The organism is Streptomyces sp. NBC_00239 (assembly GCF_036194065.1).
Taxonomy (GTDB): Bacteria; Actinomycetota; Actinomycetes; order Streptomycetales; family Streptomycetaceae; genus Streptomyces.
Genome location: NZ_CP108096.1, coordinates 292042 through 312015 on the forward strand (window position 1 = coordinate 292042; position 19974 = coordinate 312015).

Consider the following 19974-nt stretch of genomic DNA (forward strand, 5'->3'; position numbering starts at 1 on the left):
GGCCCGGCTCGGCGGTCCTGCGGCCGGGTGCGGACCGGCTGGGAGGCGAGTGCCGGGGGGCCGCCGGTCAGCCCGTGTTGGTCGTGGCCGAGCCCGCGACGGTCGCGTCGAAGACGAGATCCCGCGCTTCGCGAGGTTCGAGGAGTGCCGAGACGCGGAGGTCCTGGATCATCTCGGCCATGTCCCAGGGGCCGAAGACGCGGCCGGGCAGGGCGGAGAACTCGGCGGTGTAGCGGCGGCGGTTGGCATGGACGGTGACGGTGGAGACGGGCACGAAGTGGAACTCCTTCGGGGCAGGCGGGCGGGGCCGGCGCGGAGCCCGCAAGGGGGTGGTGTCCCCCTGGGCGCAGAGCGGATCGAGGGCGAAAGCACCCCCTCTCAAGGTTTACTAATTTACCCCCTATCGACTCTAAGTCAAGTTAATAGGGTCAATATTGGGAGGGTGAGGAACAGCCTGTCGATGCTGAGATGCCGATGTCTGCAGGGGAGGCGGGCCGGAGCTGCGCCCCAGGGCCGAGAGGGCGGCGAGCACGGCGGGGATCGGGGGTGCAGGGGCACCGCAGCGCATGCGTGCCGGCCGGCCGCGGAGGTGGCACGCACGGGCGCGGGCGTCGGCGGAGCCGCGAAACCGTCGAGCGCACGGCGCCGGGTCCGGCCGCCTCCCGTGGCCGAGTCCGCCACCGATCCGACGCCGGGGGTCGGCCGAAGGCACTGTGCGAGAGCGATGAAGGTGCGAGAGCCGGTGCAGCGCTGCATTACCGGCCGGTGCGCCCGGCCGGTAATGCTGCTGTCCCGGCCGGGTGCAGCACGCTGCTCTGCAGCAGGCCGCCGGACCCGCCCGCTGCCCAGGCAGTCATAGGTCGTGCTGCACCCCGTTCCTCGCGGCAGCGCGGGGCGGGGTGCAGCGGAGCGGCGCCCGGTCTGCTGCGCCGGCGACGGGGAGGTCGTGCTGCCGCCGCTGCTTCAAGCCGCTGCCGCTCTGATCTGCGGAAACTCTGCGCAGCGCTGCTCAGCAGCAACCGCGCAGAGCCGTGCAGCACGGGGAGGCGCTGCGCGGCCCGCTGCGGGCTCACGGACGAAGTGCGGGGAGTGCTGTGCGCCGCTGCTGGTGCAGCACTGCGGTGTGCAGCAGTAGCGGTCCGGCTACCAGGCGACGTTGATCAGGTACTCGCCCGGCTTCAGGTGTCCGCTGCATGCGAGGTCGTGCAGCAGCTTCCCGACGTACGGGTCGTAGTCGAGAGTGCCGGCCCGCCACCTGCCCAGCACCTCGGCGACCTCGGGGTCCAGGCCCTCGCGGACGCTGATGCGGCTTCCCTCTTCAGCATCCGGGTCGTAGTGCTCATAACTCGTGGACACCTCCACCGCGTGGAGTGCGCCGTTGTGCGCTCCGAGACCGCGGATGACGCTGTACGGCCGGCCGTAGTGCGCGGTGATGAATTCCTCCAGGGCCTTGTAGTCGACCGCGCGGTAGGTCTTGGACGTGGTCTTGAGAGGCAAGGCGGTCCATTCGTTCAGGGGAGGGCCCCGGCCGGGAGGCCGGGGCCGGGCACGGTCAGGCCGTCGTGCGGTTCAGGTGGATGGCCAGGGCGCTGGGCTCGCCGTAGTGGCGGCGGCCGTCGACGGTGACGGACACCCATGCCGGGCGGCACTCCTCGGGGTTGCCGTACTGGGCCAGCAGCGGCGCGGCGACGGTGGCCACGGCGGTGCGGCTCGGGCCGCCGCTCCAGGTGACGGTGATCTCGAAGCGCTCCAGGTAACGCTCCTTCGCCCGCTTGGGGCCGCAGCGCACGGAGAACTTCACGCCGGGGAAGGCGGCACGCAGCAACTGGCGCAGGTAGACCGCGGTGGCCTTGGTCGACAGGCCGATCGCCGCGTTCATCCGCTCGTCCTCGGTGGGCTCGGGGACGACGGAGGTGTGGCGCACGTGGGAGACGCCGGTGGGCTGCCCGTCGGTGGTGCGCAGTTCGTAGCGGGTCGCGGGGATGCCGCGGACGACGTCGGCGGCGCAGATGCCGCAGGAGCAGGGCTGGACCGTCGCCCGGCCGTGGAAGCGGGTCGCGGTGCCGATGTAGCGGACCGCCGCGCCCGGGGTCAGTCGCAGGGCGAGGTAGGCGGCACTGAGGCGGCGGGCGGTGGCGGAGGTCATGGTGCGCGTCCTTCGGTCGGGGTGTTCGTGGTGGCCGGTCGGGCGCTTGCATCGCCGTCCCTGCAATCACTAATGTACCCGAACAAGGGGTGTTGATCAAGTTCTAGGCGGAAAAGATCCGGGGGCCCCGCATGGCTGGCGCACCTGGCGCCGTGCTCCTCGCGCAGGTCGGGGGGCGTCCTACTCGTACGGCTGCGCCCAGTCCTCGTCGCTCGGGTACTGGTGTGCGTTCTCGCCGCCGTGGGCGCGGACCAGCTCGCGGAGCTGGGCGGCCGGGACCTGCCCGAACCAGATGGCGGCCGAGGTGTCGTACGGGTCCTGGCGCGGGTGGGCGGGGAGCGGCTGGGGCCACCCCTCGGGGGCGCTGAGCGGCGGGACCAGACCCACCTGGAGCGTGTCGTAGGGTCCCGCGAAGCCGACGGGCGCGCTCGCGGCAAGGTCCCACTGTGAGGGGTGAGGCGAGGCGGGCCGGGGGCTGCACTGGCTGGTGTGGCCGGTGATGATCTGGACCTCGAACCAGTCCTCCAGGCGCACCTGGAGGACGGTGCCGGCGGTGCCGTCCGCGATGGCGGCGTCGGTGAGCTCGGTGCGCATCGGTTGCTTTCCTGTTGACTCGGGCCGGGGCTCGTGGCGGTTGCGCAGGGGCGGGGCGGAGGGTGTCACGCCCCCTGTCACGCGGGGTGTCACGCCGGGTGTCACGGTGTGGAGCGTGACAGCCTTGACCTGCGGAAACACCCCCGGAAGGCCGGTTTTTCGGCCTTCCGGGGGGAGCGTGACACAGGCCGCTCAGACCTGGCGCGCGAAGGGCCGCAGCGCGGCGGGCGGCACCGGGTACGCGGAGCATCCGGGGTGGAGCTCGCGGTCGGCCTGGGGCTGCTCGAACTCGGTCGCGTCGTAGAGCCACGGGCGGCGGCGGCCGTCCAGCGTGCGGTCGTAGTCGCGGGCGATCCAGCTGAGGTGCGCGTCGCGGGGGCCGAAGGCGTTGTCGTGCGAGTTGGCCCACGCACCCTCGGTTTCGCCGCCTCCGAGGTGGCTCAGGCAGGTCCAGGCGAGTTCGGTGTACCGGCGGCGCAGCGGGTGCTTGACCTTGTCCCAGTCGTTCTCGGCCGACCAGAGCGCCGCGTCCAGGGACTTGAGCTGGTTGATGCTCGCGCCGAAGTGATGCAGGAGCGTGGCGTTCAGCTCGACGGGCTTGCCGTGGTAGACGAACAGTCGGTGCTCGGGGTGGCCCTCGTCCGCGCGCAACGGGTTCTCGTCGAGCAGCTGGTGCAGGGCGTTGTGGAGGTCGGTGGTGGTGTGGCGGACGCGCGGCATGCTCGGCTCCTGGGGCGGTCGGATCGTGGTGGCGCCGGGGCGCTTGCATCGCCCTGACATTCATTAATGTACCTCAAGAGGGGGTGTGTGTCAAACGTGCGAGCGGCCGTAGGCGCGCCGACAACCGCCGTCAGCTCCCCCCGAGGGCCCGGCGTCGGCGCTCCTCTGCCTCGGCGTGCGCCGCCGCCGACCGGGCGGAGAACAGGCGCCGGTACTGGTCGGGGTCGCAGTCCTTGAGCGCCTGCGCCATGGCGGCGCTGTACGCCTCCCAGGAGAGGTGTCGCGGCCCGTCCGCGTTCACCGGCCGCCTGCCTCGTCGGCGTACCGCGTGGCGCAGGACGGGGATCCAGGCTCGTCTACCCAGGCCAGCACGCGGCGCGCGCTCCCGCGCCACCCCGGTGCGGCCTTCACCCGGTTACCCCACCGGCTGTGGCCCTCCGCGCACACCGTGCACAGCAGCCGGCCGTGGACCTCCCAGACCTCGGGGTCGGTGGTGAAGCAGACCGGGCAGCACCCCTCGGACCAGGCCGGAGGGTGGCAGGGCGTGATCATCAGTCCCGTGATGATCACGCGGCCGCAGTGCGCGCACAGGGTGCCGTGCAAAGCGTGCCGGTCGCAGCGCGGGCAGAGCTGGGCAGTGAGCGTGCTGGTGCTGGCCGCGACGGGGGACGGCGTGACGCTGGGGCTGGCGGTCGTGACGGGCATGGCGGGACTCCTCGGTGAAGGTGGCGGGGCTGCGGGTCGGGCGGGCGGGTGCTCAGCGCAGCTGGCGCCGGGTGGTGACGGAGTAGCGGGTGAGGGTGATCCAGTCGCAGCCGCCGTGGACGTACAAGTCGCAGGTGTCCGGGTCCTCGCCGGAGCGGTCGACGTCGAGGCTGCTGTAGAGCGAGAGGTTGCGCACGAGGTCGAGGAAGTCGTCGGCGGCCAGGTCCCGGTCGGTGTAGACGCCCTTGACCGAGCCGCCCTCGTAGTCCTCACCGGCTTCGAGGATCCACACGCTCGGCCCATGGCCGTCGGTGGAGTGCTCATCGGCGGTGGTGGCGAGCTCGGGCATGGGCGTCACTCCCTCTCGTGGCGGGGCCGTGGTGGTGGAGGGGGGCTTGCCTCCCCCCTCTCCTCATTAGTTAATGTACCTCAAAGCCCATTCATGCGTCAAGCATAAAGGGCGCCTGTGGAGGTGCGGAGGCCCCGTTGAGGTCGGCCGGGCGGCACCGGAGATCTCTGCGGTTCTCGGGGCGGCCTCGGCCCAGGCGCCGGACACCCAGGCTGGCGCACGGCTGCTTCGCCGGCCCCGTCGCACGGAGCCGGCGGCCGCGGGCGCCCACGTGGTGTCCCCCTGCCACGGGCGGCACGCAGGGCGGGCCCAGGGGCAGGGGGAACGTAAAGGGGCGGAGCGCTCGATGCACTCCGCCCGGTGGTCACTTGCTGTACGCGGCCAAGTCGCCAGGCTCCCAGATGAAGCCCCCGCCCATCCAGTCGTCCTCGTCGTCGGTGACCGGTTCGGCGGCCAGGGTCGCGACCGTGGCCCGGCGGTGGGCAACGTGGCGCAGGGCGAGCAGCGCCGACACGGCGCCGAGCGCGGCAAGCGTGCCGAGGGTCGGCGGCGGGACGGCGGCGTAACTGCGGTCGACAGCCAGGGCCGTCATCAGTGCGAGTGCCCCGAGCAGGGCCAGGAAGTCGGCGGCGAACGCGAGGGCGGACCACGCCGGGCGCACGGTCAGCCGGTGCTCCCAGGGACGGGGCGTGCCCTCGGGGTCAAGGGCGTGCGTCAGGAGGATCACGCCGAGCTGGATGCCGCCCAGGAGGACGAGAAAGACCGCCGTCGCCGCGCCGCCGTAGATGACGGCCGTCAGCAGGCCCGGCAGCAGCAGGAGCAGAGTGAGGTGGTGCAGGAGGGTGCACTGCCGGTGCGGGCAGGCGCGGGTGGGCAGGTGGCCGTGGGCGGCGTTCATCGCGGAGTCTCCCGGGGCGGAGTCGAAGTGAAGGCGGGCGCAGGGGCCGGGGCCGGGCATGGACGCCCGGCCCCGGCGGGCGGGGCTCAGTACCGGCGGGCGCGGCGGTGGGAGCGGCGGTGCGCAACGTGGTGGACGGCGCACAGGGCGAGGAAGCCCGCCATCGTGATGGCGCCGCCGGAGGAGAAGAGCACCGCCCCGGAACCGCCGCCGAGCTGCGCGCCGATCACGAGTCCGGCCGCGATGAGCAGCAGCAGGACGTCCGTGGTGAGCGCCACGGTGGCCCGCACGGGGCGGATGTGGCGCTTCGGGGCGCGGTGGGCGGAACGCATCGCCCCGACCACCATGAGCAGGCCGAGGACGGCGAACGCGACGAGGGCGAGCGCCGTGATGTTGGCGCTGCCGCTGAACAGGGCGGGCAGCAGGCCCAGCACGAGGACCGAGCGGCTGACCGGGGTGCACCAGCGGTGCGGGAAGGACTGGGCGATGCCGTGCTGTGCGGTGCAGCTCATCAGGAATCCGACTCCTCGTAAGGGTGTTCGCGGCGTCCGGGGCGGGTGCTTGCTTCACCCGCTCTCGACATTCATTAATGTACCCGACTTGGGGAGTGTAGGCAAGTTACTAGGGTCGCAAAGGGTGTGCGGATATCCGGTTCAGCGGCGACCGGCCCTGCGCCGGGCGTGCCGCCGGGCCAGGGCTGCCTCGATCGGACGGGCCGCGCCCGAGGTCGCGCCCGCAGCGCAGAGCCGCGCCCACAGCGGTGCGTGCTGGTGTGCCGCGAGATACCAGGAGATGTCGAAGGTGACGCCCATGGTGAACCAGATGAGGAGGTGGGCGGCGCTGAAGCTGCGTTCGTAGAGCAAGGATTGCCTTCCGTCTGGACTGGTCGAGAGGGAGTGGGGGCGGCCCCGGCGGGGCCGCCCGGAAAGGAGTGGGTCAGCAGGGCATTTCGGTGTGGCAGGCGTGGCAGCAGCGCCCGCAGCTCGCCTCGCAGTTGACCTGGACCCGCTCGCCGCAGCCCTCGCAGAGGGCGTACGCGTCATCGGGGGCGAAGAAGCCGCCGATGCCGCTCCCGTCGTCGCAGGCGCACAGGTCGGCGGTGGTGCGGGGGGCGGTGGCGATGAGCTGCATCTCGACTCCTTGGGGCGGGGTATCAGTGGTGATCGTCCGGGCGCTTGCCTCGCCCTTTCGACATTCATTAATGTACCTCAAAGAGGGGTTGAAGGCAACTTTGAGGGGTCGCACGCGAAAGGTGGGCCCGGGTGCGGCGTCAGCGGCGGGTCAGGGTGATCGCATCCACGAGGGGAGTCCCGTACGTCGCGCGTCCGAACCTGGTGACGGTGACCGGTCGCGCCCGGCGGCGGCCCGGCGTGGAGTAGTCGGCGAGCAGCGGCGCGGCCACGGTCGCCACCTCGGTGTCCGAGGGGCCGCCGCTCCAGCTCACCGAGAGCCGCCAGCCGCGCCGGGTCCGCACCGAGAACCGCACGCCGGGGAAGTGTGCGCGGAGCAGCTTGCGCAGGCAGGCGGCGCTGTGCGGCAGCGGCAGGACGGTCGGGTAGGTCTGGAACAGCTCGTCGGGGTGAAGGTGGGGGACGACCGAGGTGTAGCGGACGTGGACGAGGGGCGCGACGTCGCCGTCACGGGTGCGCAGTTCGTAGTGCGTGGCGGGAACGCCGAGGAGCGTCGCGGACATGCAGAGCGTGCACGTGCAGGGCTGCGCGATCCAGATGCGGCGGGTCTCGTCGTCCTCGTGCCGCACCCAGGTCCCGGCGGGAAGCCGCAGTGCCAGGTAGCCGGCCGCGTGCGGGCCGTAGGCCGTCGCGGTCATGGTCGCCGTCATGCTCGTGTCCTTCTTCCGGTGTCCGAGAGGGGGTGGGTGCCGCGCGGGCGGCTAAGCGGATGCGGGGCGCAACGCACGGACCAGGGCCTCGTCGAGGTCGTAGCCGACCGACTCTCGGGCCGCGTACTCGGCGTCGACCACCTCGCGGGGAAGGTCCATGCCGTAGCCGTACGAGGTGACGTCGGGCCCGGTCTGCGCCGTGGCGGTCACGTCCAGGAGGTCGCGGAGGGCCGCCCTGGCCTGCTCCAGGGTGAGCGCGTCGCTGTCGATGAGCGTGCGGATCTCGGCCTGGCGCTGGATTGCTCGCTGGTCCATGGGTTCCTCCTCAAGGTTGGTGGTGTGCGAGGCCGGGGCGGCCGGTCGGCCGCCCCGGCGGATGGGGTCAGACGACCCGCATCCCGAGCAGGCGGGGCGTGGTGTCGCGGACGCCGCACCATTCGTCGGCGCAGTCCGGGCACATCAGGTGGGGGCAGCCGCAGTCGTCCAGGTTGAGGACGTGCCATCCGGCGTCGTGCGCGTCGTCGGTGCCCTCGTCGTCGTCGTCGAGGTAGGGGGAGAGCTGGCCGCACTGACCGCACTCGATCCGCTCGAAGTCGGTGACCTCCAGGACCTCGGTGCCAAGGAGGCGGAACGGGGTCTCGGTGAGCATGGCGGTCATGGAGCACTCCTCGCGGCGGTGGTTCGTGGTGGCCGGTCCGGGTGCTTGCTCACCCGCCCCAACAAGCTCTAATGTACTCGAAAAGGGGGGTGTTCGTCAAGTTAAAAGGGTCACCCTGGGTATGGGTAACCCCTCGGGCGGGCGTCAGGCCGGGAGTCCGGCGGCGCGCAGTACGGACTGCGCTCCGGCCCACAGTCCGAAGATGGACGTGTCCCGGGGCTGGTCGGCGGTGCTGAGGAGGGTGGCGAGCCCTTCAGGGTCGCGCTTCCGGTGGTCGTGAATGGATGTCGTGGCGAGCTGCGCCCGGAGGGTCGCGGCGTCGGTCGCGTTCAGGTGGTCGACGGCGCGCGCGATCGTCGCGAGGCGCTCGGTGCGGACCTGGGTCGGGGTCTTCGAGGGGGGCATTGGCACTCCTGGATGCGGCGGGTCAGGTCGAGTGGGGCGGGCCCGCCGGGGCGGGTTCGGGGTTGGCAGGGCGTAGCGCGCCGTCCGGTACGAGCGGTGCCCGCGGTACGCCCGCTCTTCTCTGCGCCGAGAGTCCCGCCGCGCCGTCGGCTCCGAAGGGCTGGCGTTTCGTGGCCGCGAGCGGAGGCCCGGCAAGCTGTGCCGCGGGGTGCGAAGTTCGGGGCTGTCGGGCGGGCCCGGCGGGGCCGGTGTGGCCCCGCCGCTCGTCGCGGTCAGCGGGTGGGGAGCAGGCGCAGCACAGATGAGGCGTGCTCGATGTAGCCCAGGGTGAACAGGTGGAGCGCCGCCCGGTAGCCGTCGCGAACTCGCTCGTCGACGGTGTCCTCTGCGGCCACGTTGAGGTGGTCGCCGATCCAGGCCGCCGGGTCGGTGTGGGGGAGGCCGAAGTGGTCGTAGAGCGAAGCGAGGGCCTTGGGGGCGTTGGTGGTGGTGATGTTCTGCGTCATGACTTCTCCCAGGTGGGGTTGTTCGTGGTGGCCGGTTGAGCCTTGCTTGCCGCCCCGGTGTTCATTAATGTACCCGCATCGGGGGTTAAAGTCAAAGGTATTGCAACCCTCTCTCGTGGGGGCGGCGGCCGGTCGACGGTGGGCCCATGCTGAAGGTGCCGCATCGGTCGGCGGGCCACCCGTCACCGCTCTCCAGGGCAGGCTGCTCATGAAAGGGCGGCGCGTGGACGCAGGCGGGCGCAGTGGTGCCGGCCACCCCGTCGATGCTCGTGCGGGGGCAGTAGGAGCCCGCCGCAGTCGGCGCAGGCGCCGCGCAGATCGCGCACGGGCCGCTGGGGGCGGCGGCGCTGCCAGGAGTGGCCGCTCCCGGTGGGGAAGCGGGCGCCGATCGCGGTCCGGTGGGCGCCTGGATCTACGGGCGAGGGGCCGCAGCGGGGTGACTACGGGCGGGTCCGGTCGTCGCCGGGAGGCACGCCGAGTACTCCGGCACGGGACAGGAGCTCGGCCTCGACGGGGTCGCTGGCGTAGTCCCATCCCTCGGCCTCGCGGTATGCCGCATAGGTGTATGCGTGGCCGCGCTCGCAGCGGTAGCCGGTCTCGGTGCGGCGCACGACGGCGCCGCACTCGTAGGCGGTGGGGCCGTCCTCGTCGTACCCGGTGATGAGGTCGCCGCACTGCTCGGCAGTGTCGTCGGCGGAGGGTCCGCGTCCTCCCCGAGGTGCTGCGGCAGGGGTCTCGGCAGGCATGCGCACTCCTTCAAGAGGGGGTTGGATGTAAGAGCTCGGAGGCGTCGTGCGTCGCCGCGGAGACGGCATTGACGCCCGGATGCAGCGAATTCGAGCGTACGCGTAAGGGTGGTGTGAGACAAATTAATAGGGTCACGCGCGGAGGGGTGGGGATTGGTGTCCCCATCCTCTCTGTCCGCGACTCAAGGGCAGGGCGCGAGGAACCAGCCGCCGGACTACCGGCGGACGCTTCGCCTGCCCCGGGCTCTCCGGGCCCCGAGGGGAGGACTCCTGGACGCAGGGGTGCAACCGCCGCTCCGCTGCGCCCTGACGCCCCCGGCCCAGAACGTCGCATTCGCTCCCGGGGTGCGGTCGTATGCCCGAGGGGCCGGGCGCGGCTGCGCCCGCAGAGCTTGGTACGCGGCACGCCACTGCTCGCCCCAGGGCCCGGAGCACGTGACGACTCGGTGCGGGGCGAAGTCCGCGCGGCCGCGACCCGACTTGGGGCGCGCCCCCTCTGGAAGCGGGCACGGCGGCCTCCCTGGGCCGCGCCAGGGAGAGGGCTCGATCCGCCGCCGATAGTGACAGCCGAAGCCTTCCCCGAGCGGCTGTGCCTCTGCCGTTGGGCTGAGGCACAGCCGCGTCTGTTCCGTGCCCGAGCATTTGGCCCCGTCTCGATCGGCTTGGTCCTGCCGGTCCATGTGGCACGGAAGGACCGGCCGCCAGGCGCCCGCCGGCCCTGTCACGGTGGGTGTCACGCACCCTGTCACGGTGGGTGTCACGCCGCTGAGCGTGACACCCTTGACCTGCGGAAACGCACCCTGGCGTGCCATTTTCGGGACTTCTCCCAAGGGTGGGCGGCCAGCGTGACACCTGGGCGGGCGGCCTGCCAGATCAGCGGCGGCTGACGCTCTTCGCGGCGGCTTCACTCGCTACGCGGAGGGGGGTCAACCGGAGTGCGATTCCTGCGGCCCGGGTCTCGACGATGAGGACGCCGGAGGTGTGGACGGAGACGTCACTGCCGATCGCCTGGGCATCCGCGGCGAGGATCGAGACCTCGTGCGCCGTGGCGACGTTCTTGAGGGCGTCCTTCGCGCTCCAGGTGCCGCGCCCGGCATGCGTCGCCTCGACGCCATAGCAGTTGGCCAGAGCATGGGCAGAGGTCATCCGTTCCCAGCCGGGGACCGGTGAGAAGCGGTAGCGGACGTGGCTGGCGTACAGAGTCAGGGTGCCGTCGTCCCGCACGGTGGCGATGCTGTTCGCGGTGTGGAGCAGCACGGCACCGGCCAGTTCCGCGGTCGCGCCCGCGAGGGTGCCGTCGGGCATCGTGTAGCGGTCCAGGGTCCGCCACTCGGTGTCGCCGCTCTCCTTGCGCTGGAAGGAGTAGCGCGCGGCGAGATTCGGGATGGACAGGTGGCCGTGGGCGTCGAGCGAAATGAGCGCGGTCAGAGCGAACCCCTTGCCGAGTGGGAGCGGGGCACGCGCCCCGCAGTACGTGTGTGAAGTTACTCAACTCAGGGGTTAAGGGCAAGTTAATAGGGTCAATGAGGCGCGACGGTGGAAACCTTGAGCGACCCTTAAAACTTGCCTCACGGTGGGTCGTGAGGTACATTAGTGAATGCGAGGTGATGCAAGCGCCTCGCACCACCACGACCACCCCGGAGACCTCTGTGAACGTCCCGCTCCCCACCTCACTCGAAGACCTCGCAATCGAGATGACTCGACGCGGTTGGGATGTCTCGTGGCAGCGCAATCACGGCGAAGCGCGCGTCGAAGGAAGCATGCGAGGCGGGGCGGCCGCCATGGCTACCGCGCGCTACACGCTGGAGAAGGGGTGGGTCACCCGCTTCTACGCGATCGAGTCCGTCGACAACGGAGGCACCCACTGGCTGCGCATCCGGCGCAACGCACTCCTGACGTTCATCTCCACCGACCGCCTCCCCACCGACGCTCGCCGCTGGACCGTGCGCGACACCAAGTGCCGCTGCCGCAAGCGCTCACAGCCGACCCAGTGGCGCGCCCTGCACCTGCTGGCCGGCATTCAGCTGGAGCGCCTGAGCACCCGCGGCGCCGAGGAGGAGAAGCGCGTCTACCGGTGCAGGCACGACGCCCGGCGCTGGCACCTCACCTCGCAGGACGAGCGCACCCCGAGCTCCTGGCACGGGACCGCAGCCGCTCTCTGACCGGCCAGCTCCCGACCACACCCCGCACCACAACACCCAGGAGCCCCGCACCATGTCGACCAACCAACCGCCCCTGAACCTCAACGGCCACGCCCTCCTCCCCAAGCACCCCGATGTGATGATCTTCGTCGAGCCCGACGAGGACCCCTTCGTAACCGGCCTCCACCGTCGCTGCGCCACCTGCGACGAAAGCCCCAGGTTCGTCCTGCGCGACGGCACCGTCCACGTACAGGAACCGTGCGCCTACCCGATGGGCATCACCACGGAGATCACCCTCAACGTCCCGTCAGGGAAGCTGATCGTCACCGACGACCTGCGCGACGTCTACGACGTCGACTTTGACGCAGGCGCCTCCTACAACTCCGCCCTCGGCCAGGCCCAGGTCGTCGAGGCGATGGCAGCAATCGGCTGCGCCTTCGCCCCCGTGGGCGACTCCAGCCCCAACCTGTACCGCGACGGGGCGAACAACTACGTCATCGCCTCTCCGCTGTACGACGACAACGACGTCCCCCATCTGCCGGAAGCCCTGGCGGAAGCGGAATGCCTGGCGGAGATCTCCACCGAACTGTGGGCGTACTCCATCGCCGACTTCGAGGACTGGAAGGCCAAGGGCGGCACCCCGGGATCGAAGCTGCTCGGCGAGTACACCGTCGCCGATGTCGCCCCCGGCACCTACAAGTTCACCCTCCACGTCGGCGAGCGGGGCTTCGACAAGTTCGACTTCGACACCACTCGGGTCTTCACCCACATCGAGCGCGTCGCCCCGCTCCCCACGCCCTGACGACGAAACCCGTCCTCGAGCCGCCCTCCACCCCCAACACCTCTTCCTGGAGTTGACCATGCCCCTGCTGTCCAAGAGCGACTTCCGCCTGTCCATGCGGATCGGGCGGAAGCCTGTTGAAGACCGCGACGACGAGAACCTCCGTAGCCTCCTCGTGCACCGGCTCCGCGGCGCGACCAAGGCTGTCGTCCGCCTCCCCCTGAAGACCAACATCGCGACGGCAGAACTCAAGAAGTACTCGGTGCACTGCGAGGCCTGCGGCATCTGGTTCGCCATGCCGGAGTGGGGCGAAGAAGTGCAGTGCCCGAAGTGTGAGCGCCTGTACGCCCTCGAAATGGCCGTGTTCTCCGCCGTGCCGGACACCAACGCCTGACGCCGCCGCCGCGCCCCGTCCCGCGGCCCGCTGCCGCGCCCGGCCGGCCGCCCGCGGCCGCCGGTCGTGTCTGGTTCGGCTCGCGGCCGTGTTCTGGTGCTGGCCGTGTGTGCTGGTGGTCGGCTGGTGCTGGCTGGTGTTGTCGAGGTGCTGTTCGTCGCCGTCCGGGGCCCGGCCACCCCACCGGGCCCCGCTCCGCCGCGCCCGCCACCCCGTCGGCCCGTCCGCGCCCGGCCGCCCGTCCGGACGCCCACCGCCCTGCCGCGCCCGTCCGCACCCGGCAGTCCGTCCGGTGTCCCCGTTGCTGCTGGCCGTGCTGCGCTGGTCGGCCTGTACGCCGGACCGCGTTTGTCGTCGTACGTCCGCCCGGCGCTGCCCGCTGCTCCGCGCTGCCTCGTCTGCTGCTCCGCTGCTCGGCACCGCCCGGCCCGCCGCGCCGGGGCGCCTCCCCGTTCCGGTCTCCCGTCGCGCCGTCGCCGCCCCGGCCGTCCGGCCTGCCGTCGGCCGCCGGGCGTCCTTCCCGCCGTCGGTCGCCCCCGCCGCCCTGGCCCGGCGCCGTCGGGCTTCCGGCGCCCGCGCCGCGCCGTCCGCCCCGTCGGCCCGCCCGCCCCCCGGCTCCGCCCCCGGCCGCGCCGCGCCGCGCCGCGCCGGCCCGTCCGCCCGGCCACCGCGCCTGGCCCCCGGCCCGTCCGTCCGTCGGCGGGCCGCCGGGTTCTGCTGTGTCCGTGGCCTCCGGCCGTGCCGTCCCGTCCGCCCGTCGCCGCGCCGCGCCCGCTGGCCCCGCCGCGCCCGGCCCGGCCGCGTCGCCGCCCCGGTCTGCCGGTGGTTGGGGTGTGGGGGAGGGGGTGCTGTCGTGTCGCGCTGTTGCCTCGTGCTGTTGCAGCGCGTCATGTGGCGTGGCTCTGTATCGCGTTCTTGTAGCGCGCTGTTGGGACGCGCTGTTGTAGCGCGCTGTTGGGGCGTGTTGGTCCGGGGTGCTGGTCTTGTGTGGTGGCTTTGTGTGGTGCTGCTGCGTGTTGGTAGGGCTCGGGGTGGTGGCGTGGGTGGTGTGCGTGGTGGTCATTCGTGCGCGTGGTCTGGTCTGTTTCGGTCGGTTCCGGTCGGGGTGGTCGGTTGGGCTGAGGTGGGGGTTGTGGTGCCGCTAGGGTCCCGGGACTGTGACGGTGACGAGGGAAAAGCGGTTGGTGCCGACGGGTGATTGCTTCTGCGGGTGTGGTGGGGAGGCGGGGATCGGGCGCTGGTTCATGCTCGGGCACGACATCACGGCCGCTGCGGCGTTGCGTGCGGTGCAGGGCGGGGTGACGTTGCCGGAGCGTCTGGTCGAGTCGGGGTTCGGGCCGGAGCGTTCGGTGGTCCAGGAGGCGGTCGACCGGGCGGGCTGGGCGCGTTGTGGGGGGTGTGCGTACGCGGGGGCGCCGGCGGGGCTGGCTGCTCATGTGCGCGGGGGCGGGTGCGGGGGCGCCGGGCGGGCCGAGCCGGGGCCGGACGGGGCGGGGGTGCCGGCGGGCGGCGTCCCGGCGGCCGAGGCGGCCGCCGGGGAGCTGTCCGCTGCTGCTGCGCCGGGGCGCGCCGCCGAGGCCCGTACGGGCCGTACGGGCGGGTCTGGCGGTTCGGGTGGTGGGGACGCTGGGCCGGTGCGGGTGGAGGCGGGTGTGGCTCGGGGGCTGGTGTTGCCGGGGCCGGATGACGGGTTGTGGCGGGAGGTGCCGCTGCATCTGCGTCAGCACCTGGAGGTGGCCGCGCACCGGCTGGTGTCGCAGGAGCCGGCGGTGTTGCGGGAGAAGGGGAATTCGGGGGTGCGGTACGCGCTGCGGGCGGCTGATGGCCGGCGGATGGGCGGGAAGCACTGGCTGGCGTTGCTGGGGGCGCCGAGGGAGTCGTTCGGCAGTGCGCGCAGTGAGCGGGCGCGGCGGGTGTTCGAGGTCCTGGAGCAGGTGGTGGCCGACTTCGTGGCGCCGGCCGTCGCGGGGAGCTCCGGGAGCGCGGGGTCCGCGCCCGGTTCTGCCGGGGCCGCCCCGGAGCCCGGCCGTGCGGCCGGGTCCGTCGACGGGTCCGTCCTGGTCTCCGGGGCCGGGCCTGGTGCCGGGGAGGGGGCGGCGGCGCCGGAGGGCACGGTGGTGGAAGGGTCCGCGGCTGTGCCGGGGCCGAGGGAGGCAGAGCTGCAGGCGGCCGATGATGCCTCGTCCGAGCCGGCCGCCTCGACGTTGGCCTCCGCCTCGTCCGCCTCGGCGGTGTCGGCGGTGTCGGTGGTGCGGGTGGTGCGGGTGGAGACGGGAGCGGGCCGGGGCCGGCTGCTGCCCGGGGAGGACGACCCGGCGTGGGACGAGGTGCCGCTGCATCTGCGGCAGGCGCTGCGGGGTCCCGCGCACCAGCTGGTGACGCCGGTGCGGGGGCCGTTGGGGGCGAAGGAGCAGCGCCGTGTGCTGTCCGCGGTACGGGCGGCCCAGCGGATGCGGATGACGGGCGCGCACTGGCTGCTGCTGCTGACCGCCGAGCGGGAGGCCTTCGGGAGTTCGGGCAGCGCACGGGCGGGCGCGCTCTACAAGGTGCTCGAGCAGATCCTGGCCGAGTACCCGCCGCTCACCCAGGACCAGGAGGAGCCCGCCGCTGGGGAGCCCGCCGCCGAGGAGGCCGGCGCCGGCTGAACCACCGCGCAGGGCCCCGGGCGCACCGCGCGGGACCTCGGGCGCGTTCTCCGTCCGGGCCCGGCCGTCCTGGCCGCGCCCCGTATCTCGGACGCCGCCGCCGGTCGCCGCGCCGCGTCCCGCGTTCGCGGTGGGGGTCAGCGGCGCTTGCGGCGGCGGGGCCGGGAGTGCTCCCCGGCGAGGGTGCGTTCGCGGGTCGTGACCGTGTACGCGCGTTCGCGCAGGTCGAAGACCACCCACGGGCTGTTGCCGTGGTTGCCGGAGGCGTAGGGCTGGTGCTGCCAGTTGTTGCCGCTGCCGTAGCGGTCGTGGAAATCGGGGTGGAGTTCGGCGCCGACGAGGGCGTTCAGGGCGTCCGCGAGGTTCTGCCAGAGGGTGGCGGTGTCGGGCTTCGCGGTGGTGGTGTCCATCGGATGGTGCTCCGGTTCTGTACGAGGTGGCGCCGGGGCCCGCCGTGGCCCGGCCAGGGCGCGGCGGGCGAGGGCGGGGTGGGGGACGAGGGCGAGCCATTGGCTGCCCCGGGCGGTGACCACCTCGATCGCGGCCCGGGGCCCGGGGCTGTGCTGGGCGGGTGTTGCCGGGCGCGGCAACACCGTGGTCGTCCGGCCGGGGAGGGGCCGGGGCCCCTGTGCGCGTTGTCTCGTCCGTGCTGGGGCTGTTGCGGCTGCTGGGGTCCTGGGGAGGGCTCGCGCGGTGCTATGCGGCCTGGTGGCTGGCCTTGCGGGTGAGGTCGATGAAGTTCGTGACGCGGCTTTCGATTCCACGGCGCAGGCGGTCGTCGGCCGGGTTGTCGGCGAATTCGAGCAGTTCCGTGTGCATCAGCGTCAGGAAGTCGATCGCCTGCTGGGGGTCGGTCAGGGTGCTGTCGGTTTCGAACGTCCCGATGAGCTTGGTGACTTCACCGGCGAGGGTGCGGGCCTGGTCTGCCTCGGACTGGTTCATGGGGTCCTTTCCCGAAGGGGTGAGGGCGGGGTGTTCCCCTCACCGTCAGTTACTAATGTACTTCAAAAGGGGGGTAGATGTCAAATGTGCAGGGTCTTTGGGTGTGTGCTGCGCCGCCTGCCGTTCTCGCCCGGGGGGCCTGTCGTGGCGTGGTGCGGGCGGGTGTTCAGCGCGGGGGTGTGTAGCGGATGCGGGCGTAGGTGATGGCTTCGGGCCAGACGCCGAGGGTGCGCAGGTAGCGGCGGATGACGTCGTCCTTGGTGCGCCCAGTGGCACGGGCCGGGGCGGTGCCGTCCGGGGTGGGGTCGATGTACCAGCCGGTGGCGCGGCCCGGGGCGTTGCGGGTGCGGCCGAGGGCGGCCCGGGGCGGTGTGGCGTGGCGGGTGCCGTGGGTGACGGTGACGGTGCCGTGGCCCGGCCCGGTGAGCTCGGCCTCGACGACGACGGCGCGGCCGGTGGCCTTCAGGTGGAGCCGGTGCACCTGGTCGACGGCGGCGCGGGGGACGGCGCTGCCCCAGTGGTTGGCCCGGCCGTCCGGGAGGCCGGTGAGGTGCGCCTCGTACAGGGCGCGCCCCGTATCGGTCGGGTGCAGGTCGTAGTCGTCGCTGCCGATGGTGAGCAGGCCGCAGGCCACGGCGTCGTCGAGGTGGGTGCCCAGGCCCATCGGGGTGATGTGCTTGATCGCGTCGCCCTCGGCGGCGCCCTTGACCAGGGCGAGGATGTGCGTCGGGCTGGCGTAGTGCGTGCTCATGGGGGGTGCTTCCTGTCGTGTCGGGGCCCGGAGGCGGGGCGCCTGCTGCGCCTTTGTGCTCGGTGCGGGCGGCCGGCCGCCGGGCGGTGCGGGCCGACTGGCCCGCCGTCTCCCTTGGGGCGGCGGGCCGGTGTGTGTCAGAGCTGCGGGGCGTGGGGCGCCAGGGCCTCGGGGAGGTGCTGGGTGTAGAGGCCTTCGAGTCCGGCGGGTGCGATCAGGCCCCAGCTGAAGGTGCCGGTCTCGGGGTAGAACCAGCCGCGCATCCGGCTGGGGGCGTCGTGGGTGCGGATGACGCCGACGCCGTAGACCTCCAGAGTGCCGTCGTGGAGGCCTTCCTGCTGCTCCTTGGTGAGGTGGTCGACGTTGTAGTACTTGTCGAACTCCTCGTCGGTGACGACGGCGAGCACGGGGCTGAAGTCGTCCTCGACGCCGTTCCAGCTACGGGCGCGGGCGAGAGAGGCCAGCGCGTCCGCGCGGGTGGCGCAGGTGTCGCGGTAGAGGACGCGGTCCCTGTGGTCGGGGATCTCGTCGGTGTCGTACTGCCATGCCTCGACCTGGTGGCGGGCGTGGGTGCCGACGCCGTTGTGGCGCTTGCGCAGGAAGCCGAAGGGCTTGCCGTCGACGACGACGGGGTGGCGCTCGGTGCAGAACTCGCAGGTGATGCCGACGTGGCGCAGGAAGCGCTGGAGGCGCGGGAAGCGGGCGAAGCGGGTGCCGCAGTTGCAGCAGGTGTACACCTCCCAGCTGTTGGGGTTGCCCACCGAGTCGTGGTTGCAGCGGGGGCACGCGTAGGTGGCGCCGGTCTTCCAGTCGATCACGTTGTTGTTCATGGCTTCCTCCTGGCTTCGGGGCGGGGCGCTCACCCCGATGTGCTCATTAATGTACCCCATCAGGGGGGGGAGATCAAAACAAAGGGGTCGCGCTTGTTCTGCTCCGGCGCGCGCTGACTGCCCGGGGCGCCGAGCCGCCGAGCTGCGCACCGGCCACAGGCGCCGGGGGGCTGGTGCGCCGCCGGCGCCATCCCGCTGGTTGCGGGCGGGCTGCGTTCCCGCTGGCGGACGGGTTGTTCAGCGTTGTTCGGCATTGTTCGCCGGCACTCGGCCTTCGGCGCCCCGGCCGCCGCGGCGAGTCACTGGCGGCCGCACCCGCGCGGGCGCCATGCGCTCGTCGCCCTGGGGCTGTCCGGCGTCGGGTGTTGCGAGGCCGGCAACGATCCCGCGCCTGTACGCGGCACCCGCGGCCGTGGTGTTGCCCGTGCCCGGCAACACCACGACAGGGGCCTGGCCGTCGTCCTGGAGCTGTGGCACCTCCGCCGCCCCGCCCCTACGCCCCACCACCTGACCGCGACGGGCCGTCGCGCCCGCGACCCCGCCCGCGGCGCCGGCGCCCGCCTCGCCGAGCTCGGCCGGCCCCGCTGCGCCCCGCCCCCTCGCCGCCCGCCGGGGTTGTGGAGGCAGGCGTCCGCCGGCGTCCAGAACTGTCCAATTCTGTCCAACCGCATCCAGGAACGGGGCCCGCAGAACCCCGTCGGGCCTGCTCGGTGTCACCCCGTGGTGTCCCCCTGGTGACCTGCACTTTTCGACGTCGGCGGGCGTGACACGACAGACGCCGTACGGCCGGAGGCCGTCACCCCGGGCGCCTTGGACGGACGGCAGCCGGCGCCCAACCGGGCTGCTGCGCCCCGCGGCCGGCGGTGCGGCCGGGTGGTGTTGCGAGCCCCGCAACACCCCTTCGCCGCTCGGCCGGCCGCCCAGGCCCCGGCCGTCTCCTCGTGCCCCCGGGCAACAGCAAGCCGTACGACGTCGCGGCCCCTCCCCGCCGCGCAGGCCGGGCCCCCAAGACGACGGCCTGGAGCCGGTGTTGCACCCCCGGCAACACCACCGCCGAAGCCGCCGCCCGGCATCCCCGCCGCGAGGCCGTCCCGCGCCGTCCGACGCCGTCCAAGAACGTCCAGAAACGTCCAGCCGACGCGACGAAGGACGCTGCGCCCCGCCACCGGGTGCCGCTCGTGAGCGAGTTGTTCGCGGTTGTTCGGCGTTGTTCGGTGGCATCCGGCGCCGCCCTGCCCCCCACCCCTACGTTCCCGCACCGTCGCTGCGACCCGACCGCAGGCACCTCGTGGGCTGCGTCCGCTCGGTGTCCGTCTGCCCACGTCGGTGTCCACGTGCCGACGGGCCCCGAGCCGGGCTTTGTACTTTGCAAAGTAGGACCGAGGACGCCGAAAATGTGATGTCTAACACACAGGCAAGACGGGTGACACTAACTCAAAACACCACAAACAGAGCCCTATTCACACCGCTCAACCTCCGGCCGGCACCCGACAACGCACACCCCCCACTCCCTCGCCGCCGAGCGAAGCGAGCCCTCCCTGAACCCCCGAGCACCCGCACCCGACGAGCACACCGAAGAGCGCGGAGCGCTCCACCCAAGATCAAAACGACCCTCCCGAACCCATCACTCAACGTAACCGGAGCGCGGAGCGCTCCGGCACCACCCAACCAAGGCCGGAATGCGAAGCATCCGGCCGGAACGCCCAACTCCGGAGCGCAGCGCAGGAGTTGACCCACCCTCACCAACCAGTGGGGCGCGGAGCGCCACCCCACCCACCAGCGCGGGCGCAGCCCGCCGCCGCAGCCGGAGGCCGGGCGCGGGGCCGGAGGCCCCGCCAACTCCCGGGCGAAGCCCGGGAGTTAACCGTACGCACCCGCGAAGGGCCGAAGGCCCGAGCAACCCCGGCCGAAGGCCGGTGGTTA

Annotated in this window: 27 protein-coding genes; 4 read left to right on the forward strand and 23 right to left on the reverse strand. The window is 72.5% G+C overall.

The window, feature by feature from the left end:
• Positions 1–67: 67 nt before the first annotated feature.
• The 19 genes from OG764_RS39275 to OG764_RS39365 all read right to left on the reverse strand — a co-directional run bounded on the left by OG764_RS39275 (position 68) and on the right by OG764_RS39365 (position 10872).
• Positions 68–274 (reverse strand): hypothetical protein, encoded by a 207-nt coding sequence (locus tag OG764_RS39275; protein WP_328973613.1) that lies wholly within the window; start codon positions 272–274, stop codon positions 68–70.
• A gap of 869 nt (positions 275–1143) precedes the next feature.
• Positions 1144–1497, reverse strand: coding sequence for a hypothetical protein (locus tag OG764_RS39280; RefSeq protein WP_328973614.1), 354 nt, complete (start codon positions 1495–1497; stop codon positions 1144–1146).
• Between the two features lie 55 nt (positions 1498–1552).
• A complete protein-coding gene (locus tag OG764_RS39285) occupies positions 1553–2146 on the reverse strand; it encodes an LPD29 domain-containing protein (protein WP_328973615.1) in 594 nt (197 codons plus the stop codon).
• A 180-nt stretch (positions 2147–2326) separates the two neighbouring features.
• Entirely contained in the window at positions 2327–2740 is a 414-nt protein-coding gene (locus OG764_RS39290; protein ID WP_328973616.1) for a hypothetical protein, read from the reverse strand.
• A 192-nt stretch (positions 2741–2932) separates the two neighbouring features.
• Positions 2933–3460, reverse strand: a complete 528-nt coding sequence (locus OG764_RS39295; protein ID WP_328973617.1) for a hypothetical protein — start codon at positions 3458–3460, stop codon at positions 2933–2935.
• Between the two features lie 130 nt (positions 3461–3590).
• The gene (locus OG764_RS39300; RefSeq protein WP_328973618.1) at positions 3591–3761 is read right to left on the reverse strand and encodes a hypothetical protein; all 171 of its coding nucleotides are present in this window, start codon (positions 3759–3761) and stop codon (positions 3591–3593) included.
• The gene (locus tag OG764_RS39305; protein ID WP_328973619.1) at positions 3758–4165 is read right to left on the reverse strand and encodes a hypothetical protein; all 408 of its coding nucleotides are present in this window, start codon (positions 4163–4165) and stop codon (positions 3758–3760) included. The genes OG764_RS39300 and OG764_RS39305 overlap by 4 nt, the downstream gene beginning before the upstream one ends.
• 52 nt (positions 4166–4217) lie before the next feature.
• Positions 4218–4514 (reverse strand): hypothetical protein, encoded by a 297-nt coding sequence (locus OG764_RS39310; protein ID WP_328973620.1) that lies wholly within the window; start codon positions 4512–4514, stop codon positions 4218–4220.
• A 364-nt stretch (positions 4515–4878) separates the two neighbouring features.
• Positions 4879–5412, reverse strand: coding sequence for a hypothetical protein (locus OG764_RS39315; RefSeq protein WP_328973621.1), 534 nt, complete (start codon positions 5410–5412; stop codon positions 4879–4881).
• Positions 5413–5498: 86 nt separating this feature from the next.
• Positions 5499–5924 (reverse strand): hypothetical protein, encoded by a 426-nt coding sequence (locus OG764_RS39320; RefSeq protein WP_328973622.1) that lies wholly within the window; start codon positions 5922–5924, stop codon positions 5499–5501.
• A 141-nt stretch (positions 5925–6065) separates the two neighbouring features.
• The gene (locus OG764_RS39325) at positions 6066–6275 is read right to left on the reverse strand and encodes a hypothetical protein (RefSeq protein WP_328973623.1); all 210 of its coding nucleotides are present in this window, start codon (positions 6273–6275) and stop codon (positions 6066–6068) included.
• 73 nt (positions 6276–6348) lie between these two features.
• Positions 6349–6543, reverse strand: a complete 195-nt coding sequence (locus tag OG764_RS39330; protein ID WP_328973624.1) for a hypothetical protein — start codon at positions 6541–6543, stop codon at positions 6349–6351.
• A gap of 139 nt (positions 6544–6682) precedes the next feature.
• Positions 6683–7252 (reverse strand): LPD29 domain-containing protein, encoded by a 570-nt coding sequence (locus OG764_RS39335; RefSeq protein WP_328973625.1) that lies wholly within the window; start codon positions 7250–7252, stop codon positions 6683–6685.
• 51 nt (positions 7253–7303) lie between these two features.
• Entirely contained in the window at positions 7304–7567 is a 264-nt protein-coding gene (locus tag OG764_RS39340) for a hypothetical protein (protein WP_328973626.1), read from the reverse strand.
• Between the two features lie 67 nt (positions 7568–7634).
• Positions 7635–7910, reverse strand: a complete 276-nt coding sequence (locus OG764_RS39345) for a hypothetical protein (RefSeq protein ID WP_328973627.1) — start codon at positions 7908–7910, stop codon at positions 7635–7637.
• A 144-nt stretch (positions 7911–8054) separates the two neighbouring features.
• Complete coding sequence (locus OG764_RS39350; RefSeq protein ID WP_328973628.1) at positions 8055–8315, reverse strand: hypothetical protein; 261 nt, start codon at positions 8313–8315, stop codon at positions 8055–8057.
• A gap of 272 nt (positions 8316–8587) precedes the next feature.
• Positions 8588–8821 carry a hypothetical protein gene (locus tag OG764_RS39355; RefSeq protein ID WP_328973629.1) on the reverse strand — a complete coding sequence of 78 codons (234 nt, stop codon included), beginning with the start codon at positions 8819–8821 and terminating at the stop codon, positions 8588–8590.
• 440 nt (positions 8822–9261) lie between these two features.
• On the reverse strand, positions 9262–9567 hold the full coding sequence (locus tag OG764_RS39360; protein ID WP_328973630.1) for a hypothetical protein: 306 nt from the start codon (positions 9565–9567) through the stop codon (positions 9262–9264).
• Positions 9568–10440: 873 nt separating this feature from the next.
• Positions 10441–10872 carry a hypothetical protein gene (locus tag OG764_RS39365; protein WP_328973631.1) on the reverse strand — a complete coding sequence of 144 codons (432 nt, stop codon included), beginning with the start codon at positions 10870–10872 and terminating at the stop codon, positions 10441–10443.
• A gap of 476 nt (positions 10873–11348) precedes the next feature.
• Between OG764_RS39365 and OG764_RS39370 the strand changes: the two genes are divergently transcribed.
• The 4 genes from OG764_RS39370 (at position 11349) to OG764_RS39385 (ending at position 15528) form a co-directional block, all read left to right on the forward strand.
• Positions 11349–11729 carry a hypothetical protein gene (locus OG764_RS39370; protein ID WP_328973632.1) on the forward strand — a complete coding sequence of 127 codons (381 nt, stop codon included), beginning with the start codon at positions 11349–11351 and terminating at the stop codon, positions 11727–11729.
• A 52-nt stretch (positions 11730–11781) separates the two neighbouring features.
• Positions 11782–12510 carry a hypothetical protein gene (locus OG764_RS39375; RefSeq protein WP_328973633.1) on the forward strand — a complete coding sequence of 243 codons (729 nt, stop codon included), beginning with the start codon at positions 11782–11784 and terminating at the stop codon, positions 12508–12510.
• 58 nt (positions 12511–12568) lie between these two features.
• Positions 12569–12883: a hypothetical protein gene (locus OG764_RS39380; RefSeq protein ID WP_328973634.1), complete on the forward strand. Its 315-nt coding sequence runs from the start codon at positions 12569–12571 to the stop codon at positions 12881–12883.
• A 1244-nt stretch (positions 12884–14127) separates the two neighbouring features.
• Complete coding sequence (locus OG764_RS39385; protein ID WP_328973312.1) at positions 14128–15528, forward strand: hypothetical protein; 1401 nt, start codon at positions 14128–14130, stop codon at positions 15526–15528.
• A 137-nt stretch (positions 15529–15665) separates the two neighbouring features.
• On the opposite strand, the gene OG764_RS39390 is transcribed toward OG764_RS39385, so the two are convergent.
• From OG764_RS39390 to OG764_RS39405, 4 genes are all read right to left on the reverse strand, one after another.
• A complete protein-coding gene (locus OG764_RS39390) occupies positions 15666–15938 on the reverse strand; it encodes a hypothetical protein (RefSeq protein ID WP_328973311.1) in 273 nt (90 codons plus the stop codon).
• Between the two features lie 286 nt (positions 15939–16224).
• Positions 16225–16470 carry a hypothetical protein gene (locus OG764_RS39395; RefSeq protein WP_328973310.1) on the reverse strand — a complete coding sequence of 82 codons (246 nt, stop codon included), beginning with the start codon at positions 16468–16470 and terminating at the stop codon, positions 16225–16227.
• A gap of 166 nt (positions 16471–16636) precedes the next feature.
• On the reverse strand, positions 16637–17221 hold the full coding sequence (locus OG764_RS39400; RefSeq protein ID WP_328973309.1) for a hypothetical protein: 585 nt from the start codon (positions 17219–17221) through the stop codon (positions 16637–16639).
• 137 nt (positions 17222–17358) lie between these two features.
• A complete protein-coding gene (locus OG764_RS39405; protein WP_328973308.1) occupies positions 17359–18051 on the reverse strand; it encodes a hypothetical protein in 693 nt (230 codons plus the stop codon).
• Positions 18052–19974 lie beyond the last annotated feature (1923 nt).

Excerpts from the sequence above, each read along its gene's own strand:
- OG764_RS39375 (WP_328973633.1), top strand. The coding sequence starts at position 11,782 with ATGTCGACCAACCAACCGCCCCTGAACCTCAACGGCCACGCCCTCCTC.
- OG764_RS39360 (WP_328973630.1), bottom strand. The coding sequence starts at position 9,567 with ATGCCTGCCGAGACCCCTGCCGCAGCACCTCGGGGAGGACGCGGACCC.
- OG764_RS39370 (WP_328973632.1), top strand. The coding sequence starts at position 11,349 with ATGGCTACCGCGCGCTACACGCTGGAGAAGGGGTGGGTCACCCGCTTC.
- OG764_RS39330 (WP_328973624.1), bottom strand. The coding sequence starts at position 6,543 with ATGCAGCTCATCGCCACCGCCCCCCGCACCACCGCCGACCTGTGCGCC.
- OG764_RS39365 (WP_328973631.1), bottom strand. The coding sequence starts at position 10,872 with ATGCCCGACGGCACCCTCGCGGGCGCGACCGCGGAACTGGCCGGTGCC.
- OG764_RS39285 (WP_328973615.1), bottom strand. The coding sequence starts at position 2,146 with ATGACCTCCGCCACCGCCCGCCGCCTCAGTGCCGCCTACCTCGCCCTG.
- OG764_RS39395 (WP_328973310.1), bottom strand. The coding sequence starts at position 16,470 with ATGAACCAGTCCGAGGCAGACCAGGCCCGCACCCTCGCCGGTGAAGTC.
- OG764_RS39350 (WP_328973628.1), bottom strand. The coding sequence starts at position 8,315 with ATGCCCCCCTCGAAGACCCCGACCCAGGTCCGCACCGAGCGCCTCGCG.
- OG764_RS39355 (WP_328973629.1), bottom strand. The coding sequence starts at position 8,821 with ATGACGCAGAACATCACCACCACCAACGCCCCCAAGGCCCTCGCTTCG.
- OG764_RS39290 (WP_328973616.1), bottom strand. The coding sequence starts at position 2,740 with ATGCGCACCGAGCTCACCGACGCCGCCATCGCGGACGGCACCGCCGGC.
- OG764_RS39385 (WP_328973312.1), top strand. The coding sequence starts at position 14,128 with ATGCTCGGGCACGACATCACGGCCGCTGCGGCGTTGCGTGCGGTGCAG.
- OG764_RS39405 (WP_328973308.1), bottom strand. The coding sequence starts at position 18,051 with ATGAACAACAACGTGATCGACTGGAAGACCGGCGCCACCTACGCGTGC.
- OG764_RS39315 (WP_328973621.1), bottom strand. The coding sequence starts at position 5,412 with ATGAACGCCGCCCACGGCCACCTGCCCACCCGCGCCTGCCCGCACCGG.
- OG764_RS39305 (WP_328973619.1), bottom strand. The coding sequence starts at position 4,165 with ATGCCCGTCACGACCGCCAGCCCCAGCGTCACGCCGTCCCCCGTCGCG.
- OG764_RS39310 (WP_328973620.1), bottom strand. The coding sequence starts at position 4,514 with ATGCCCGAGCTCGCCACCACCGCCGATGAGCACTCCACCGACGGCCAT.
- OG764_RS39340 (WP_328973626.1), bottom strand. The coding sequence starts at position 7,567 with ATGGACCAGCGAGCAATCCAGCGCCAGGCCGAGATCCGCACGCTCATC.
- OG764_RS39390 (WP_328973311.1), bottom strand. The coding sequence starts at position 15,938 with ATGGACACCACCACCGCGAAGCCCGACACCGCCACCCTCTGGCAGAAC.
- OG764_RS39345 (WP_328973627.1), bottom strand. The coding sequence starts at position 7,910 with ATGACCGCCATGCTCACCGAGACCCCGTTCCGCCTCCTTGGCACCGAG.
- OG764_RS39295 (WP_328973617.1), bottom strand. The coding sequence starts at position 3,460 with ATGCCGCGCGTCCGCCACACCACCACCGACCTCCACAACGCCCTGCAC.
- OG764_RS39320 (WP_328973622.1), bottom strand. The coding sequence starts at position 5,924 with ATGAGCTGCACCGCACAGCACGGCATCGCCCAGTCCTTCCCGCACCGC.
- OG764_RS39335 (WP_328973625.1), bottom strand. The coding sequence starts at position 7,252 with ATGACGGCGACCATGACCGCGACGGCCTACGGCCCGCACGCGGCCGGC.
- OG764_RS39400 (WP_328973309.1), bottom strand. The coding sequence starts at position 17,221 with ATGAGCACGCACTACGCCAGCCCGACGCACATCCTCGCCCTGGTCAAG.
- OG764_RS39380 (WP_328973634.1), top strand. The coding sequence starts at position 12,569 with ATGCCCCTGCTGTCCAAGAGCGACTTCCGCCTGTCCATGCGGATCGGG.